General features: G+C 43.4%; 21 protein-coding genes. 1 reads left to right on the top strand and 20 read right to left on the bottom strand.

Annotated elements, in window-relative coordinates; translation table 11 throughout:
- Positions 1-115: 115 nt before the first annotated feature.
- The 7 genes from fabG to fabM form a co-directional block, all read right to left on the bottom strand.
- A complete protein-coding gene (gene fabG / locus ABID29_RS00425; protein ID WP_354363644.1) occupies positions 116-850 on the bottom strand; it encodes a 3-oxoacyl-[acyl-carrier-protein] reductase in 735 nt (244 codons plus the stop codon).
- 8 nt (positions 851-858) lie between these two features.
- Entirely contained in the window at positions 859-1,776 is a 918-nt protein-coding gene (gene fabD / locus ABID29_RS00420; RefSeq protein WP_354363642.1) for an ACP S-malonyltransferase, read from the bottom strand.
- Positions 1,777-1,803: 27 nt separating this feature from the next.
- Positions 1,804-2,772 (bottom strand): enoyl-[acyl-carrier-protein] reductase FabK, encoded by a 969-nt coding sequence (fabK, locus tag ABID29_RS00415; protein ID WP_354363641.1) that lies wholly within the window; start codon positions 2,770-2,772, stop codon positions 1,804-1,806.
- A 105-nt stretch (positions 2,773-2,877) separates the two neighbouring features.
- Complete coding sequence (locus tag ABID29_RS00410; RefSeq protein WP_168548278.1) at positions 2,878-3,102, bottom strand: acyl carrier protein; 225 nt, start codon at positions 3,100-3,102, stop codon at positions 2,878-2,880.
- Between the two features lie 63 nt (positions 3,103-3,165).
- On the bottom strand, positions 3,166-4,143 hold the full coding sequence (locus ABID29_RS00405; protein WP_354363640.1) for a beta-ketoacyl-ACP synthase III: 978 nt from the start codon (positions 4,141-4,143) through the stop codon (positions 3,166-3,168).
- Complete coding sequence (gene fabT / locus ABID29_RS00400; protein WP_354363639.1) at positions 4,140-4,574, bottom strand: fatty acid biosynthesis transcriptional regulator FabT; 435 nt, start codon at positions 4,572-4,574, stop codon at positions 4,140-4,142. Before fabT ends, ABID29_RS00405 begins: the two co-directional genes overlap by 4 nt.
- Before the next feature lie 110 nt (positions 4,575-4,684).
- Positions 4,685-5,476 (bottom strand): trans-2-decenoyl-ACP isomerase, encoded by a 792-nt coding sequence (gene fabM, locus ABID29_RS00395; protein ID WP_354363638.1) that lies wholly within the window; start codon positions 5,474-5,476, stop codon positions 4,685-4,687.
- A gap of 213 nt (positions 5,477-5,689) precedes the next feature.
- On the opposite strand from fabM, the gene ABID29_RS00390 reads away from it, so the two are divergent.
- Positions 5,690-7,045, top strand: coding sequence for an aspartate kinase (locus ABID29_RS00390; RefSeq protein WP_354363637.1), 1,356 nt, complete (start codon positions 5,690-5,692; stop codon positions 7,043-7,045).
- 824 nt (positions 7,046-7,869) lie between these two features.
- On the opposite strand, the gene rplQ is transcribed toward ABID29_RS00390, so the two are convergent.
- The 13 genes from rplQ to rplF all read right to left on the bottom strand — a co-directional run bounded on the left by rplQ (position 7,870) and on the right by rplF (position 14,941).
- Complete coding sequence (gene rplQ / locus ABID29_RS00385; protein ID WP_354363636.1) at positions 7,870-8,256, bottom strand: 50S ribosomal protein L17; 387 nt, start codon at positions 8,254-8,256, stop codon at positions 7,870-7,872.
- 14 nt (positions 8,257-8,270) lie between these two features.
- On the bottom strand, positions 8,271-9,209 hold the full coding sequence (locus ABID29_RS00380) for a DNA-directed RNA polymerase subunit alpha (RefSeq protein WP_354363635.1): 939 nt from the start codon (positions 9,207-9,209) through the stop codon (positions 8,271-8,273).
- Positions 9,210-9,256: 47 nt separating this feature from the next.
- Positions 9,257-9,640: a 30S ribosomal protein S11 gene (gene rpsK, locus ABID29_RS00375; protein ID WP_004195509.1), complete on the bottom strand. Its 384-nt coding sequence runs from the start codon at positions 9,638-9,640 to the stop codon at positions 9,257-9,259.
- Between the two features lie 17 nt (positions 9,641-9,657).
- Entirely contained in the window at positions 9,658-10,023 is a 366-nt protein-coding gene (gene rpsM, locus ABID29_RS00370; protein WP_168548271.1) for a 30S ribosomal protein S13, read from the bottom strand.
- An 18-nt stretch (positions 10,024-10,041) separates the two neighbouring features.
- Positions 10,042-10,158 (bottom strand): 50S ribosomal protein L36, encoded by a 117-nt coding sequence (gene rpmJ, locus ABID29_RS00365; protein ID WP_001808836.1) that lies wholly within the window; start codon positions 10,156-10,158, stop codon positions 10,042-10,044.
- Between the two features lie 22 nt (positions 10,159-10,180).
- Entirely contained in the window at positions 10,181-10,399 is a 219-nt protein-coding gene (gene infA, locus ABID29_RS00360) for a translation initiation factor IF-1 (protein ID WP_018374463.1), read from the bottom strand.
- Between the two features lie 117 nt (positions 10,400-10,516).
- Positions 10,517-11,158 (bottom strand): adenylate kinase, encoded by a 642-nt coding sequence (locus ABID29_RS00355; protein ID WP_354363633.1) that lies wholly within the window; start codon positions 11,156-11,158, stop codon positions 10,517-10,519.
- A gap of 124 nt (positions 11,159-11,282) precedes the next feature.
- Complete coding sequence (gene secY / locus ABID29_RS00350; RefSeq protein WP_354363631.1) at positions 11,283-12,590, bottom strand: preprotein translocase subunit SecY; 1,308 nt, start codon at positions 12,588-12,590, stop codon at positions 11,283-11,285.
- Between the two features lie 14 nt (positions 12,591-12,604).
- On the bottom strand, positions 12,605-13,045 hold the full coding sequence (gene rplO / locus ABID29_RS00345) for a 50S ribosomal protein L15 (protein ID WP_354363629.1): 441 nt from the start codon (positions 13,043-13,045) through the stop codon (positions 12,605-12,607).
- A gap of 203 nt (positions 13,046-13,248) precedes the next feature.
- Positions 13,249-13,431, bottom strand: a complete 183-nt coding sequence (rpmD, locus tag ABID29_RS00340) for a 50S ribosomal protein L30 (protein WP_168548267.1) — start codon at positions 13,429-13,431, stop codon at positions 13,249-13,251.
- A 14-nt stretch (positions 13,432-13,445) separates the two neighbouring features.
- Complete coding sequence (gene rpsE / locus ABID29_RS00335) at positions 13,446-13,943, bottom strand: 30S ribosomal protein S5 (RefSeq protein WP_018374468.1); 498 nt, start codon at positions 13,941-13,943, stop codon at positions 13,446-13,448.
- An 18-nt stretch (positions 13,944-13,961) separates the two neighbouring features.
- Positions 13,962-14,318 (bottom strand): 50S ribosomal protein L18, encoded by a 357-nt coding sequence (rplR, locus tag ABID29_RS00330; RefSeq protein ID WP_168548266.1) that lies wholly within the window; start codon positions 14,316-14,318, stop codon positions 13,962-13,964.
- A gap of 86 nt (positions 14,319-14,404) precedes the next feature.
- On the bottom strand, positions 14,405-14,941 hold the full coding sequence (gene rplF, locus ABID29_RS00325; protein WP_354363626.1) for a 50S ribosomal protein L6: 537 nt from the start codon (positions 14,939-14,941) through the stop codon (positions 14,405-14,407).
- Positions 14,942-14,957: the final 16 nt, after the last annotated feature.

The raw sequence follows: 14,957 nt of genomic DNA, 5'->3' as shown, positions 1-14,957 counted from the left end.
TCTGCACTAGTCCATCGGAAAGAAATTAATTATTTCTTTCTGATGGATGTCACGGACGCAATCTTTCGCCACAGCGTCAGTCTTGTGTCACACTCGCTGGGTATAGCTACCCTTGTTACTGCATGGTCAAACCACCATCAATGGCAATGACTTGACCTGTCAGGTACTCTTGACTCGCCAAGAAGACTGCAACCTTGGCCACTTCTTCTGCCTGACCAAAGCGTTTCATCGGGATTTGTCCCATCATGGCATCCTTAATCTTATCAGACAGGCCAGCTGTCATGTCTGATTCGATAAAGCCTGGTGCGATCACGTTAACACGTACATTGCGCGCCGCCACCTCACGAGCAATGGACTTGGTAAAGCCAATAACCCCTGCTTTAGAGGCTGCATAGTTGGCCTGGCCAGCATTTCCCATCAACCCCACCACACTGGATACATTGATAATGGCACCTTCCCTGGCCTTAGTCATGGGCTTAAGGACCGCCTGGGTCATATTGAAAGTCCCTGTCAGATTAATCTGGAGAACACTATTAAAGTCGTCTTCCGTCATCCGCAAGGCCATACCATCTTTAGTAATACCAGCATTGTTAATCAAGATATCCACACTTCCAAGAGCTGCGATGGCCTCATCCACCATCCGCTTGGCATCCTGATTGGAAGAAACATCTCCTGAAATACCGATAACCTGAACGCCGTAGTCCTTAAAGGCATCCAGTAACTCTTCTGAAATGGCAGAGCGGCCGTTGAGCACCACATTAGCTCCTAGACCTGCAAACTGGCGGGCAATCGCTAGCCCAATCCCCCGAGTCGATCCCGTGACAAACACATTTTTTCCTTTTACTTCCATGACTTCTCCTATCCTTTTAGGGCTTCAAATGTTGGACAATCCTCTATAGTGACAGTGGGAATGGTCTTGTCAATTTTTTTCATAAAACCACTCAAGACCTTACCTGGACCAATTTCAATGACCTTGGTCATGCCTAACTCCTTCAGGGTTTCGATGGACTCATAAAACCGCACTGGTTCCATGATCTGACGAGCGAGTAAGTTAGGAATCGCCTCTTTTGCCATGACAGCGGCCTCTGTGTTGCCAACTACTGGAACCTCTGGTTCCGTAAAGGTGACCTTGGCGAGTTCTTTGGCTAGCCCTTGACTAGCAGGCTCCAAAAGAGCCGTATGGAAGGGACCAGAAACATTCAGTGGGATCATCCGCTTGACTCCTGCTTCTTTGAGATAGGCGACCGCCTGATCCACTGCCTCTACAGCACCGCCAATGACAATCTGACCGGGCGTGTTATAGTTAGCTGGACCAACATAGCCCTTATCCAAGGCCTTTTGACAGGCTTCTTCGATGAGAGAAACTTCAGTGTTCATGACAGCCACCATCTTACCGCTACCAGCAGGAGCAGCTGTCTCCATCAATTCCCCACGTTTGGCAATCAGAGCGACTGCATCTTCAAAAGAAAGAGCTCCCGCAGCCACCAAGGCTGAATATTCCCCTAAAGACAAACCCGCCACCATATCTGGTTGGTAGCCCGCTTCCAGCAAGAGACGGTAAATCGCTACAGAGGTTGTCAAAATAGCCGGTTGGGTGTAGCGAGTCTGATTGAGTTTTTCTTCATCGTTATCAATCAAATCCCGCACATCATAGCCCAAAATCTGGCTAGCCTCATCAAAGGTTTTCTTGACAATTGGATAGGCATCGTACAAATCCCTTGCCATACCTAAACTTTGGGCTCCTTGTCCTGCAAATAAAAAGGCTGTTTTTGTCATTTCGTCACACTTTCTTTTTGGCTAGGCTTACGGCTTGATACCAGCCCAGCGGCTAGCTTCTTCTTGGATAACCTTGGCCGCACCATAATAGATGTCCTTCAAAATCTCTTCGCAAGTTTCTTCCTTAGAAACCAAGCCTGCAATCTGACCAGCCATAACGGATCCTGTCTCAACATCACCGTCGACAACTGAACGCCGCAGAGCTCCTGCTCCAAGATTTTCAAAAACGGTTAAATCTGGTTCGTCCTGCTTAAAGGCTTCCCGCTCAGCCAGGTCAAAATCCTTGGTCAACTTGTTTTTAATAGCCCTCACCGCATGGCCAAAATGAGCCGCTGTAACTACCGTATCAATATCTTTAGCCTTCAAGATCTTATCCTTGTAATTTTGATGGGCATTGGATTCCTTAGCGACAAGGAAACGTGTCCCAACCTGTACTGCCTCAGCTCCCAACATGAACCCTGCCGCTGCACCGTGTCCGTCTGCGATACCGCCTGCTGCAATGACAGGAATATCAACGGCTTCGACCACCTGACGCACCAGGGTCATGGTTGTCAATTTACCGATATGACCGCCAGCTTCCATTCCTTCCGCAACAACAGCATCTGCACCGATTTTTTCCATCCGCTTAGCTAGAGCTACACTCGGAACAACTGGAATCACCACCATACCAGCCGCATGGAAACGCTCCATATATTTCCCAGGGTTTCCAGCACCTGTTGTAACAACTTTAACGCCTTCTTCGATGACCAAATCAACAATGTCATCCGCAAAAGGCGATAAGAGCATGATATTGACACCAAAGGGCTTATCCGTAATCTGCTTGACACGGTCAATATTAGCCTTCACGACTTCCTTAGGAGCATTCCCTCCGCCGATAATCCCAAGGCCACCAGCATTGGATACGGCACCAGCCAAATCGCCATCAGCCACCCAGGCCATTCCCCCTTGAAAAATAGGGTATTTAATATTTAACAGTTCTGTGATACGTGTTTTCATAAATCTCTTTTCTATCATTATTTGCTTCACAAATCATTTGAATATCAAACAATTTGTGAAACAAGGGAGAATACCAACTGGTTGATATTCTCATTCCCCTTATTCTTACTTTGTTTGTGCTTCTACGTAAGCAACCAAGTCCCCTACAGTCTTTAGGCTATCTTCTGCTTCAATAGTGATGTCAAATTCATCTTCAATTTCAGAAATCACTTGGAAGATATCCAATGAATCTGCGTCAAGATCTTCAAAAGAAGTTTCCAATTTTACTTCTTCAGCTTCTTTGCCCAATTCTTCAACGATGATTTCTTGTATTTTTTCAAATACTGCCATAAGTGTAACTCCTTATTGTATAAAAAATTTTTTTATAAATGGTGCTGAGCACCCATTTATTAACTAAATAGATATAAGCAAAACGCCCCAGGTCAAGCCTCCGCCGAAACCAGAGAGAATCAGCTTTTGACCACTCCCTAATTCGATCATCCCCTTCTCAACACACTCGGACAAAAGGATTGGGACACTGGCTGCACTGGTATTGCCATAAGCCATCATGTTGGCCGGTAATTTTTCCCGAACAACACCAAGTTTTCGCGCCATCTTATCAAGCATCCGATTATTGGCTTGGTGCAGGACAAAGTAGTCAATCGCTTCTGGCATCAGCTTAGCCTCAGACAAGAGATCTTTTATACTAGCCACCACATCTCTCATCGCAAAGTCAAAGACAGCTCGCCCATCCATTCTCAAAGCCAAATGCGAACTTTGGAAATCTGAGTAGGGAGAATGCAACCCCTGATAGCCTGATTCAAGCGCCTGCCCTCTAGTACCGTCTGTATGCAGAGATTCTCTCAGAAAATGCTTCTTTTCATCCAGCTCAAGCAAGACACCTCCAGCTCCATCTCCAAAGAGAACAGCCGTACTACGGTCCTGCCAGTCTAGGGTCTTGGACAAGACCTCGGCCCCGATCACCAAGCCTTTTTGATAAACACCTGAAGCCAGCAACTTTTCCGCTGTCGCTAAAGCAAAGACAAACCCAGAGCAAGCCGCGGTAATATCAAACGCAAACGCTTTACTAGCTCCAATATTGGCCTGAACTCTAGCCGCCGTAGACGGCATCATCGAATCCGGTGTGATCGTCGCAAGGATGATAAAGTCTATATCGAGAGCAGATAATCCTGACTGCGCCAACAATTTTTCAGCAACTACTGTCGCCAAGTCACTCGTCTGCTCATGCTTAGTAATGCGCCGTTCTCGAATCCCTGTCCGCGAAGCAATCCACTCATCGCTCGTCTCCATAATCTGTGACAAGTCCTCATTGGTCACCACTTGATCGGGAAGATAATGGGCTACCTGGCTTATCTTAGCATGATAAGTCATTTCAAGCCCTCCAAGAATGCGTGAAGCTTAAAGAGTCCCTTTTTCATGACTTCAAACTCTTCCGGTGTGAAGCCGTCCGCAATTTCAGCAATCATCCGACGATGAAATTTACGGTGTAGGCGGTAAATCAGACGTCCTTTTTTGGTCAAATACAAGTTCACCACACGACGATCCCTCATGGAGCGTTTGCGTTCAATATAGCCCTTCTCTTCAAGACGATTTAAACTAGCCGTCACCGTTCCCAAGGTCACCATCAAGGTTTGAGCTACATGAGTCGGTTGGCAATCTTTGATACTCCCAATCGCATCAATCGTGTGCATTTCCTTGAGCGAGAGATCATTGAATTGACTAGATTTCAGACTATTTTCCTCAATAACAAGCACATTATTAAAAATAGACACAATGTACTCGTTAATCAATTCTTCAGACATAAGCTTCTCCTCAAAAAACAAAACTATTTGACAACCAAAGTATATCAGATCAGAAATTATTTGACAAGCATTTAGTATGATTATAAAACTATTTTATCAAAGAAATCTTTCTACCGATTCCTGAATTGAGGTCTACGCTTCTCAGTATAAGCCCTAACCCCCTCTTTAAAATCTTCCGTAAAGGCCAAGGATTTCTGTAAATCAATCTCTAGTTTAGCATAGTCCTGCCAACCAGCAAACTCACTCTTCCAGATCATTTCTTTAATCGCCTTGTAAGAGTTATCAGAATTTCGGAGTAATTTTGTAATCAACCGCTCGGTTGTCTTTTCCAACTTTTCAGAGTCACAAACCTTGTAAACAAAGCCATACTCTAAGGCTTTTTCAGCACTGACCGGCTCTCCTGTCATGGTCAACTGCGTGGCGCGGTTAATCCCGATAGATCTCGTCAGAAGGTAGATCCCTCCCGCATCTGGTGCTAAACCAACCCCTACAAAGGCTTGGACGAATTTTGCCTTGTCTGAGGCAACACAGAAATCAGCCGCTAGAACAAGGTTGAAAGCAGCACCTGCTACGGCACCGTCAACGCTCATGACCACTGGCTTTGGTAAACGTTTCAAAGCATAGGCAATCTCATTAACCTGCTCTGCAATTCGACCTAGAGAGGCAATGTCATCCTCATCCACCGCCCGCTGCATCTCAGCCAAATCACCACCCACAGAGAAAATTTTCCCCGTCGCCTTGATGAGCAGCAAGCGAACACTAGTATCCTCCTCGGCCCTCGCAATAGCTTCTAAGATTTCATCACAGACTGGCACATTAAAACCGTTGGCAATCTCAGGCTGATTCAAGGTAAGGTGGGCAACACCAGCTTCCACCTGATATAAAATTCCATTAAATATCATGAGAGCCTCCTCATTTGAATTAGTTGTTCTTATTCTATCCTAAACTATCCCCATTTTCAATTAACAATCATAGCCGATTTGTCACACCCCAGTCATTTGTCGGCTAAATAATCCCGAAAAAGACCCTTTTTCCTGAAAATAACCAATATGACTTACTGACAAGTTCCTCTTTTTTTGCTATAATAGGCTTAAATTTTTTATAAAGGAAATATTATGAAAGTTGTGAAATTTGGTGGCAGTTCGTTAGCCTCTGCCCAACAGTTAGAAAAAGTATTAGGAATCGTAAACTCAGATCCTGAACGCAAATTCGTCGTCGTATCAGCCCCTGGTAAGCGAGATAGCCAAGATACCAAGGTCACAGACGCCCTCATTCAGTACTATAAGCACTATGTAGCTGAAAAAGATGTCACAGCCGATCAAGAATGGATTATCGAACGCTACCAAGCCATGTCTGATGAATTGGGATTGAAGCCTAAAGTGATGACAAAGATTGCACAATCCATCAAGGATCTTGCTAAATTACCCATTCAGAACAACCCATTCTTATACGATAGTTTCTTGGCCGCTGGCGAAGATAACAATGCCAAGTTAATCGCTGCCTATTTTAACCAAAATGGGCTACCTGCTGTCTATGTCCACCCTAAAGATGCTGGTATTACGGTTACCCCGGAGCCAGGAAATGCTCAGATCATTCCAGCCAGCTATGACCGGATCGAAAAACTAAGAGATTATGACGAAGTGGTGGTTATCCCAGGCTTTTTTGGTGTTACTGCAGAAGGCGATATCTGCACCTTCTCCCGTGGTGGTTCTGATATTACTGGCTCTATTGTCGCCGCTGGTGTCAAGGCAGATCTCTATGAAAACTTTACTGATGTGGATGGCATTTTTTCTGCTCATCCAGGTATTATCAAAAATCCTCAGTCCATCACTGAGCTGACTTATCGGGAAATGCGAGAACTGGCCTACGCTGGATTTACAGTTTTGCATGACGAAGCGTTAATCCCCGCCTACCGTGGCCGTATTCCACTAGTCATCAAAAACACCAATAATCCTAGCCACCCTGGCACGAAAATCGTCCTCAAGCATTCGCGGAGCCAGCAACCTGTTGTTGGAATCTCAGCAGATGACGGCTTTATCAGCGTTAATATCTCAAAATACTTGATGAACCGCGAAGTCGGATTTGGCCGGAAGGTTCTCCAAATCCTTGAAGATTTAAATATCGGCTTTGAACATATCCCAACAGGGATTGATGACATGTCTGTTATTATTCGTGAGCGTCAATTGACCCCAATCAAGGAAGAAGAAATTTTACGGCAGTTAACCCATAAGCTCGAAGTGGATCACGCTGAGATTGAACGAGACTTCTCTATCTTGATGGTCGTTGGCGAAAACATGAAGAGCCACATCGGTGTCACCGCAACAGCAGCTAAAGCCTTATCTGACAAAGGAATCAACATCGAGATGATCTCGCAAGGTTCCAGTGAAGTCTCCATCCTCTTTGTCATTAAGACGGCTCAGAAAAACGCAGCGATCCATGCTCTTTATGAAGCCTTTTTCCCAGAAAACTAAAAGCCAAACCCTGATTTTTTCAGCATAACCCTTATCAACTAGATATAAGCAAAAGCCTTGTCTAGCTTCATCTGAAGGACAAGGCTTTTATTGCGCTCTTAAGGAGTAACTCTGGAACCTCTATCAAGATATTTTGTTATAGTGTTTCCACGTAAAAAATGTACAATGCGAGCGATAGCAAGCTAAAATAGCTACTGACGCTGTAGCAGTTCAACTGTCCAGTGGGCTGTAGACGCTTCAAGCCTAGAAATAGCAAAGCGAGGAGGGCTTAAAATTTAGCAAAGGGAGGCTACTTGCTTTCCAAAATTGTTTAAGCTCTGAGCCTAAAAATAAGAAGGCTCCGAAAAGGAGTAGAAATAGAGAATTATTTTCTTATATTCTTTCAAAATCAAAATTAGATTGAATGAGTAATAGCTAGGTGTGACCGTTACTTGACTTGTGTATCAGCAGTACGTTTTCAGCTCACTAGGACAGGTGAAAAGACAGTCTTTGCATATTTATTTCGACCAAAGCCAGGTATCAGCTTAAATCATCTAATTTTGATTTTAATTCAATATTAAACTACAAAAAGTGATTTTTAAAGTGGAATATCTATATTGGATAGGTACACAGCACAACATAAGATAGGATAGCCAAACCAATGATAAAACGCCTGCTTACGGAATAACTAGAATTTTCTAGCTATTTCGTAAACAAGCGTTACGTTTTATAACCCCAATGATGATGAGTGTTACCGTCAGGACAAGCCTGACGGTAGACCAGAGCTAGACTAAGTTACCTGGTGTAGGTAACCATCATCATAACACTCAACAAAATTGATGATTTTATACTAATTCGATGATTGCCATCGGCGCTGCATCACCACGACGTGGTTCAGTCTTCAAGATACGCGTGTAACCACCGTTACGGTCTGCATAGCGAGGTGCAATCTCAGAGAACAATTTTTGAAGTGCTGTAGTAGCAGTGTACTTATCAGTAGCTTCGTCATAGTTTTCTGAAGCGATCTCGTTACGAACAAAAGCAGCAGCTTGACGACGAGCATGCAAATCACCACGCTTACCAAGCGTAATCATTTTTTCAACAGTTTTACGGATTTCTTTAGCACGAGCTTCAGTTGTCACGATTGATTCGTTAATCAAAAGGTCAGTCGTCAAATCGCGGAGCATTGCTTTACGCTGTGAGCTAGTGCGTCCAAGTTTACGGTATGCCATGTTTTCCTCCTCTATTATTTATCGTTTCGCAAACCAAGACCTAAGTCAGCTAGTTTAAACTTAACTTCTTCAAGACTCTTACGGCCAAGGTTTCTCACTTTCATCATTTCAGGCTCTGATTTTTCTGTCAAATCAAATACAGTATTAATTCCTGCACGTTTCAAACAGTTATAAGAGCGAACAGATAGGTCAAGTTCCTCAATTGTCCGGTCAAGCATCTTATCTTCAGAACTTGTTTCCACTTCTTTCATCACATCCGTTGATTTTGCAACTTCTGTCAAGTCAGTGAAGAGAGCCAAGTGCTCTGTCAAGATACGCGCTGAAAGACCAAGAGCATCTTCAGGAATAATGGTACCATTTGTCATGATTTCAAGTGTCAGTTTGTCAAAACCATCATTGCTACCTACACGAGCAGGTTCAACTTGGTAATTGACTTTGGTTACCGGCGTATAGATTGCATCTACTGCCAAGGTACCTACTGGGGCATTATCTTTTTTATTGCCTTCAGCTGGAACATAGCCACGTCCAGTATTCACTGTCAATACAGCCTTGAAGGTTTTTCCTTCACTGATGGTGAAGAGATAATGATCAGGGTTGACGATTTCGATATCGCTATCAGACAGGATATCTCCAGCAGTCACAACAGCTGGCCCAGTTACATCAAGTTCGATTGTCTTCTCGTCAGTTACATATGATTTTACAGCAATCCCTTTAATGTTAAGGATGATTTGCATCACATCTTCACGAACACCTGGAACAGTGTCGAATTCATGAAGAACTCCTTCAATCTTGATAGAGGTAATCGCCGCACCAGGGAGTGAGGCCAACAAGACTCTACGAAGAGAATTTCCAAGAGTTGTCCCGTAACCACGTTCAAGCGGTTCGACTACAAATCTGCCGTAATCTTTATTTTCATCAATTTTTGTTATTGTTGGTTTTTCAAACTCAATCATTTACTGTACTCCCTCTTCAACGTCCGTTGTGTCAGTTGTATGATCAATTATACACGGCGACGTTTCGGAGGACGAGCACCATTGTGTGGCACAGGAGTCACATCACGAATTGCGGTTACTTCAAGACCAGCGGCAGCAAGGGCACGAATCGCAGATTCACGACCTGAACCAGGACCTTTAACTGTAACTTCAACTGTTTTCAAACCGTGTTCTTGTGCTGATTTAGCAGCAGCTTCTGAAGCCATTTGAGCAGCGAATGGTGTTGACTTACGAGAACCTTTAAATCCAAGTGCACCAGCTGATGACCAAGCAATCGCATTACCATGCACATCAGTGATCATGACAATTGTGTTGTTAAATGTCGCATGGATATGAGCAATACCTGACTCAATATTCTTTTTCACACGACGTTTACGTGTTGGTTTAGCCAATTTTTTTACCTCCTATTTTATTTTTTCTTACCTGCAATCGCAACAGCTTTACCTTTACGAGTACGGGCGTTGTTCTTTGTGTTTTGTCCACGAACTGGTAAGCCACGACGGTGACGGATACCACGGTATGAACCAATTTCCATCAAACGCTTGATGTTCAAGTTTACTTCACGACGAAGGTCACCTTCAACTTTAATCGCATCAACTTCACGACGGATTGCGTCTTCTTGTTCAGGTGTCAAATCTTTCACACGGATATCTTCAGAAATACCTGCAGCAGCAAGGATCTTCTTAGATGTTGGAAGACCAATACCATAAACGTAAGTCAATGAAATTACTACACGTTTGTCATTTGGAATATCAACTCCAGCAATACGAGCCATTTTTTCTCCTTTCTATGTTTAGCCTTGACGTTGCTTGTGTTTTGGATTTGCTGGGCAAATTACCATAACACGACCATTACGACGAATTACTTTGCAGTATTCGCAAATCGGTTTAACCGATGGTCTTACTTTCATTCTATCCCTCCAATTTTTTCGACTATTTAAAGCGGTATGTGATGCGTCCGCGTGTCAAATCATAAGGACTCAATTCAACAGTAACACGGTCTCCGACCAAGATACGGATATAATTCTTACGAATCTTACCAGAAACTGTTGCCAAAATTTGATGACCATTTTCAAGTTCGACAGTAAACATTGCATTGGGCATGGTATCAACTACCTTACCTTCAATTTCAATCACATCTTCTTTTGCCACGCAAAAGACCCCCTTTAAATTTCGATTTGATGTCCCCTGTAAACAGGGGTAACAATTATAAGTCAGACTAGCTTATCATACCATTTTTACAGCAAAAAAGCAAGTCAAGCGAACACTTTATTTCAAATTATTCAAGACTTTTTCGATAGTTGCAAACACCAATTCGATGTCTTGATCGCCATCGATATCATGAACCAATCCCTTAGCACGATAATGGTCAATAATCGGCTGACCTTGGGCAATATTGACCTCCAAGCGGCGAGCAACTGACTCTGGCTTATCATCTTCACGCTGATAGTAATCGTCTTCGTTATAGTCGCCTGCAGGTGGGTTGAACACTTTATGGAAAGTTTCGCCAGTTTCTTTATGGATAATACGGCCACTCAAACGCTCTTGAAGTTTGGCTGGATCAATCTCAATATTGATCACACCATCAAGCGCTATGCCCAAATCAGCTAAGTTTTGATCCAGGGCATGAGCCTGATCAAGGGTCCGAGGATAGCCATCCAGCAAAAAACCTTTTTCCTTGATATCATCTTGGCCCAAACGCTCTTTAACAATACCATTGGTCACTTCATCTGGAACAAGATTACCACCATCCATGTAGGACTTAGCCAAGAGTCCTAACTCTGTTTGATTAGCAATCGCAGCGCGGAACATGTCTCCTGTTGAAATATGCGCAACATTGAACTGTTCAACAATTTTAGCTGCCTGGGTTCCTTTTCCAGCACCCGGCAAACCCATAATTAAAAGATTCATAAGAACTCCTTATTTTATTTTTTAATCCATCTGCCATAAGACTGACAAACTTATTAAAAAACAAAATAGAGAGGGTGGAATGAGTATCCAACCGATAGGCAGATTTTTCATTCCACACCATATTCTATTTTGAACTAATCATAAAGCCTGTGTATTTACGTTTAAGTAAGTAACCTTCTAACTGCTTAATCCCTTCAATCGCGGTTGAAATCAAGATCAAGAGACTGGTTCCCCCTAGCGCAACAGCATTGGAAAGACCAAAGGCATTCTGAGCTAGGATTGGGAGGATTGCTACAAAACCGAGGAAAAGAGCACCGACTAGTGACAGATGACGCAACAAGTTGGTCAAATATTTCTCTGTTTCCCGACCTGGACGCACCCCATGGATATAGGCTGCACTCTTTTGGAGATTTTCAGCTGTTTTCTCTGGATTAACCTGGACAAAGGTATAGAAGAAAGTGAAAAGGATAATCAAACCTAAGTAAACCAACATTCCACTTGGAGTGGTTGTCACGAAAAAGTCATTCAACTTGCTTAACCAACTTAAGTTCTGATTCCGCGCACTAAAGAATTGAATCAAAGCACTTGGAACAGCAGTGATAGAGCTGGCAAAGATAACTGGGATAACCCCTGCTGGATTGACTTTTAGAGGCAGATAGGACGTCGACGGCGCACCCTGTGCAAGCTTGGTGTACTGAATCGGAATCTTATATTCTGCCTGTTGGACAAAGGTCGTAAACATAATAATAGCGAGGACAGCAATTATCATAACGCCTACAAAGATATAGGAAGATGTCAAACGATCGCTCGAAACATTGACAAATTTGTCTTCGTATAAAGAATAAAGCATATCTGGTATAGATGAGACAATCCCCGAGAAGATAATCATGGAAACACCATTCCCATACCCCTTATCCGAAATTTGCTCTCCCAACCACACTACGATCATGCTACCTGCTGTCATAATCATACCAATAACTAGGTAGGTCTGCCATGTCGGATTTGGAACCAGGTTAGCACTCGCTAATGCTTCAAATCCTCCTGTGATAACAATTGACTGCACAAAAGCTAGGAAAAGGGAAATCCAGCGTGTTGCTTGATTCAGCTTACGTCGGCCAACTTCCCCTTGCTTGCCCCATTCAACAAACTTAGGATAGATGTCCATCTGCAAGAGCTGAACAACAATCGATGCTGTGATATAGGGACTGACCCCAAGAGCAAAGACCGAAAAGTTCTTCATAGCATTCCCTGAAACCAGACTAAGCATGTTCAAGAAGGACAGATTGCTCAATTCATCCAAGGCTTTGGCATTTATCCCAGGCACTGTAATATGCGTACCTGCTCTAAAGACTAGTATGATGAAGAGGGTAAAGAGGATTTTAGAACGAACCTGCTTTACCTTCAACGCTTCTATAAGAAGTTTAAAAAACATATAGAGCCACCTCGTTAGATGATCTCGATTGAGCCACCCTTAGCTGTGATTGCTTCTTCAGCTGATTTTGAGAATTTAGCTGCTTTAACAGTCAATTTCTTAGTCAATTCGCCGTTACCAAGGATTTTAACACCTGATTTTTCAGCCTTAACGATACCAGCTTCGATAAGCGTAACTGGTGTTACTTCTGAACCATCTTCAAAAGCGTTCAAAGCATCCAAGTTAACAATAGCGTATTCTTTAGCATTGATATTGGTGAAACCACGTTTTGGCAAACGACGGAAGAGGGGAGTTTGTCCACCTTCAAAACCGAGACGAACGCCACCGCCACTACGAGCCTTTTGACCCTTTTGACCGCGACCTGAAGTCTTACCGTTACCAGATGACGTACCACGACCCACACGGTTACGAACTTTACGAGAACCTTCTGCAGGTTTCAATTCATGCAATTTCATTATAATTTTCTCCTTTTTTGTAAACTGCTAGCGCCTCTAATCTGTGCAGGACACGCAGACTAGAAACTCGCCTATACGTTAATGGTACTTAAGTCGCATGGCTAACCAAGCGACTTAAGTGATAATTGTTTTCTGCAAGAACCAATCTAGGATTTCAAATAACCCTTTAGGTTCCACTCATCTCATACAAGACAAGCTGTGTTTTATTTAACTTCTTCAACCGTTACCAAGTGAGAGATGGTGTTAACCATCCCCAAGATAGCTGGGTTGTCTTCTTTGATAACAGATGAGTTCAATTTGCCAAGTCCAAGCGCAACAACTGTTTTACGTTGGTTAGGTTTGCGTCCGATTGGAGACTTAGTCAAAGTAATTTTAATTTGAGCCATTTGAATCTCCTTTCTTATGCTAAATCAGAAACTGAAATGCCACGAAGAGCAGCTACTTCTTCTGCACGTTTCAATTGTTTCAAACCTTCAACAGTTGCACGAACGATGTTGATTGGTGTGTTTGAACCAAGTGACTTAGAGGTGATATCTGCAACACCTGCTAATTCAACAACGGCACGAACTGCGCCACCAGCGGCAACCCCTGAACCTTCCGCAGCAGGTTTCAACAAGACACGAGCGCCTCCGAATTCAGAGTAAACTTCGTGAGGGATTGTTGTACCAACCATTGGAACTTCAATAAGGTTTTTCTTAGCAGCTTCAACAGCCTTACGAATAGCTTCTGGAACCTCTTGTGCTTTACCAGTACCAAAACCTACACGACCATTGCGGTCACCCACAACGACAAGGGCTGCAAAACGCAGACGACGTCCACCTTTAACAACTTTTGTAACACGGTTGATCCCAACCAAGCGTTCCTCAAGTTCAACTGCATTGTTGTCTTTAAATGCCATTTTTTAGTGTCCTCCCTATTAGAATTTCAATCCGTTTTCACGGGCTGCATCAGCCAAAGCTTTTACACGTCCATGATAGAGATATCCACCGCGGTCAAAGACAACTTCAGTAATACCTTTAGCAACTGCACGTTCTGCAACGAGCTTACCAACAGCAACGGCTTGTTCTGTTTTAGTTCCTTTTGAAACGGCTTTATCAAGAGTTGAAGCGTGAGCGAGTGTAACACCCGCTACGTCATCAATCACTTGAGCGTAGATGCCTGTATTAGAACGGAAAATGTTCAAACGTGGGCGTTCAGCTGTTCCAGAGATTTTACCGCGAACGCGTTTGTGGCGTCTTTGGCGGATTTTATTTTTATCTGGTTTTGAAATCACTTTATTTCTCCTCTTAATAGTCTTTGTCTATCGAAGCTGGAAGTCTTTAGGCAGCCAATCGAAAATTAATCAGCCGATTCCTAAGATTACTTACCAGTTTTACCTTCTTTAAGACGAACATATTCACCAACGTAGCGGATCCCTTTCCCTTTGTAAGGTTCTGGAGCGCGCAAGCTACGGATGTAAGCAGCAGTTTGACCAACAAGCTCTTTGTTGATACCACTCACGTGGATAGTTGTTGGGTTTGGCAGTTCAAAGGTAATACCTTCTGGTGCTTCTACTTCATCTGGGTGAGATTTACCAACAGCAAGTGTCAACTTGTTGCCAGCCAATTGAGCACGGTAACCGACACCCTTCATTTCAAGCTCTTTTTTGTAGCCTTCTGAAACGCCAACAACCATGTTGTTGAGGAGGGCGCGGGTTGTCCCGTGGATTGTTTTCATTTCTTTTGAATCGTTTGGACGGTGAAGGGTTACTTCAGTACCGTCAACACGGATTTCAATATCTGTAGAGAGTGCACGTGACAACTCTCCTTTTGGACCTTTTACAGTAACTACGCCATCGGCTTGAGAAAGCTCAACGCCTGCAGGCAATGTAATCACTTTATTACCAATACGTGACATGTTCTATTTTTCTCCT

The organism is Streptococcus rupicaprae (genome assembly GCF_040545225.1).
Lineage (GTDB): Bacteria > Bacillota > Bacilli > Lactobacillales > Streptococcaceae > Streptococcus > Streptococcus rupicaprae.
This window is presented reverse-complemented; position numbering and strand designations above follow the sequence as displayed.

Excerpts from the sequence above, each read along its gene's own strand:
- fabG (WP_354363644.1), bottom strand. The coding sequence starts at position 850 with ATGGAAGTAAAAGGAAAAAATGTGTTTGTCACGGGATCGACTCGGGGG.
- rpmJ (WP_001808836.1), bottom strand. The coding sequence starts at position 10,158 with ATGAAAGTAAGACCATCGGTTAAACCGATTTGCGAATACTGCAAAGTA.
- rpsE (WP_018374468.1), bottom strand. The coding sequence starts at position 13,943 with ATGGCATTTAAAGACAACAATGCAGTTGAACTTGAGGAACGCTTGGTT.
- fabK (WP_354363641.1), bottom strand. The coding sequence starts at position 2,772 with ATGAAAACACGTATCACAGAACTGTTAAATATTAAATACCCTATTTTT.
- rpmD (WP_168548267.1), bottom strand. The coding sequence starts at position 13,431 with ATGGCTCAAATTAAAATTACTTTGACTAAGTCTCCAATCGGACGCAAA.
- ABID29_RS00405 (WP_354363640.1), bottom strand. The coding sequence starts at position 4,143 with ATGACTTATCATGCTAAGATAAGCCAGGTAGCCCATTATCTTCCCGAT.
- ABID29_RS00380 (WP_354363635.1), bottom strand. The coding sequence starts at position 9,209 with ATGATTGAGTTTGAAAAACCAACAATAACAAAAATTGATGAAAATAAA.
- fabM (WP_354363638.1), bottom strand. The coding sequence starts at position 5,476 with ATGATATTTAATGGAATTTTATATCAGGTGGAAGCTGGTGTTGCCCAC.
- rpsM (WP_168548271.1), bottom strand. The coding sequence starts at position 10,023 with ATGGCTCGTATTGCTGGAGTTGATATTCCAAATGACAAACGTGTAGTA.
- rplF (WP_354363626.1), bottom strand. The coding sequence starts at position 14,941 with ATGTCACGTATTGGTAATAAAGTGATTACATTGCCTGCAGGCGTTGAG.
- ABID29_RS00410 (WP_168548278.1), bottom strand. The coding sequence starts at position 3,102 with ATGGCAGTATTTGAAAAAATACAAGAAATCATCGTTGAAGAATTGGGC.
- rplQ (WP_354363636.1), bottom strand. The coding sequence starts at position 8,256 with ATGGCATACCGTAAACTTGGACGCACTAGCTCACAGCGTAAAGCAATG.
- fabT (WP_354363639.1), bottom strand. The coding sequence starts at position 4,574 with ATGTCTGAAGAATTGATTAACGAGTACATTGTGTCTATTTTTAATAAT.
- rplO (WP_354363629.1), bottom strand. The coding sequence starts at position 13,045 with ATGAAATTGCATGAATTGAAACCTGCAGAAGGTTCTCGTAAAGTTCGT.
- fabD (WP_354363642.1), bottom strand. The coding sequence starts at position 1,776 with ATGACAAAAACAGCCTTTTTATTTGCAGGACAAGGAGCCCAAAGTTTA.
- secY (WP_354363631.1), bottom strand. The coding sequence starts at position 12,590 with ATGTTTTTTAAACTTCTTATAGAAGCGTTGAAGGTAAAGCAGGTTCGT.
- ABID29_RS00355 (WP_354363633.1), bottom strand. The coding sequence starts at position 11,158 with ATGAATCTTTTAATTATGGGTTTGCCGGGTGCTGGAAAAGGAACCCAG.
- ABID29_RS00390 (WP_354363637.1), top strand. The coding sequence starts at position 5,690 with ATGAAAGTTGTGAAATTTGGTGGCAGTTCGTTAGCCTCTGCCCAACAG.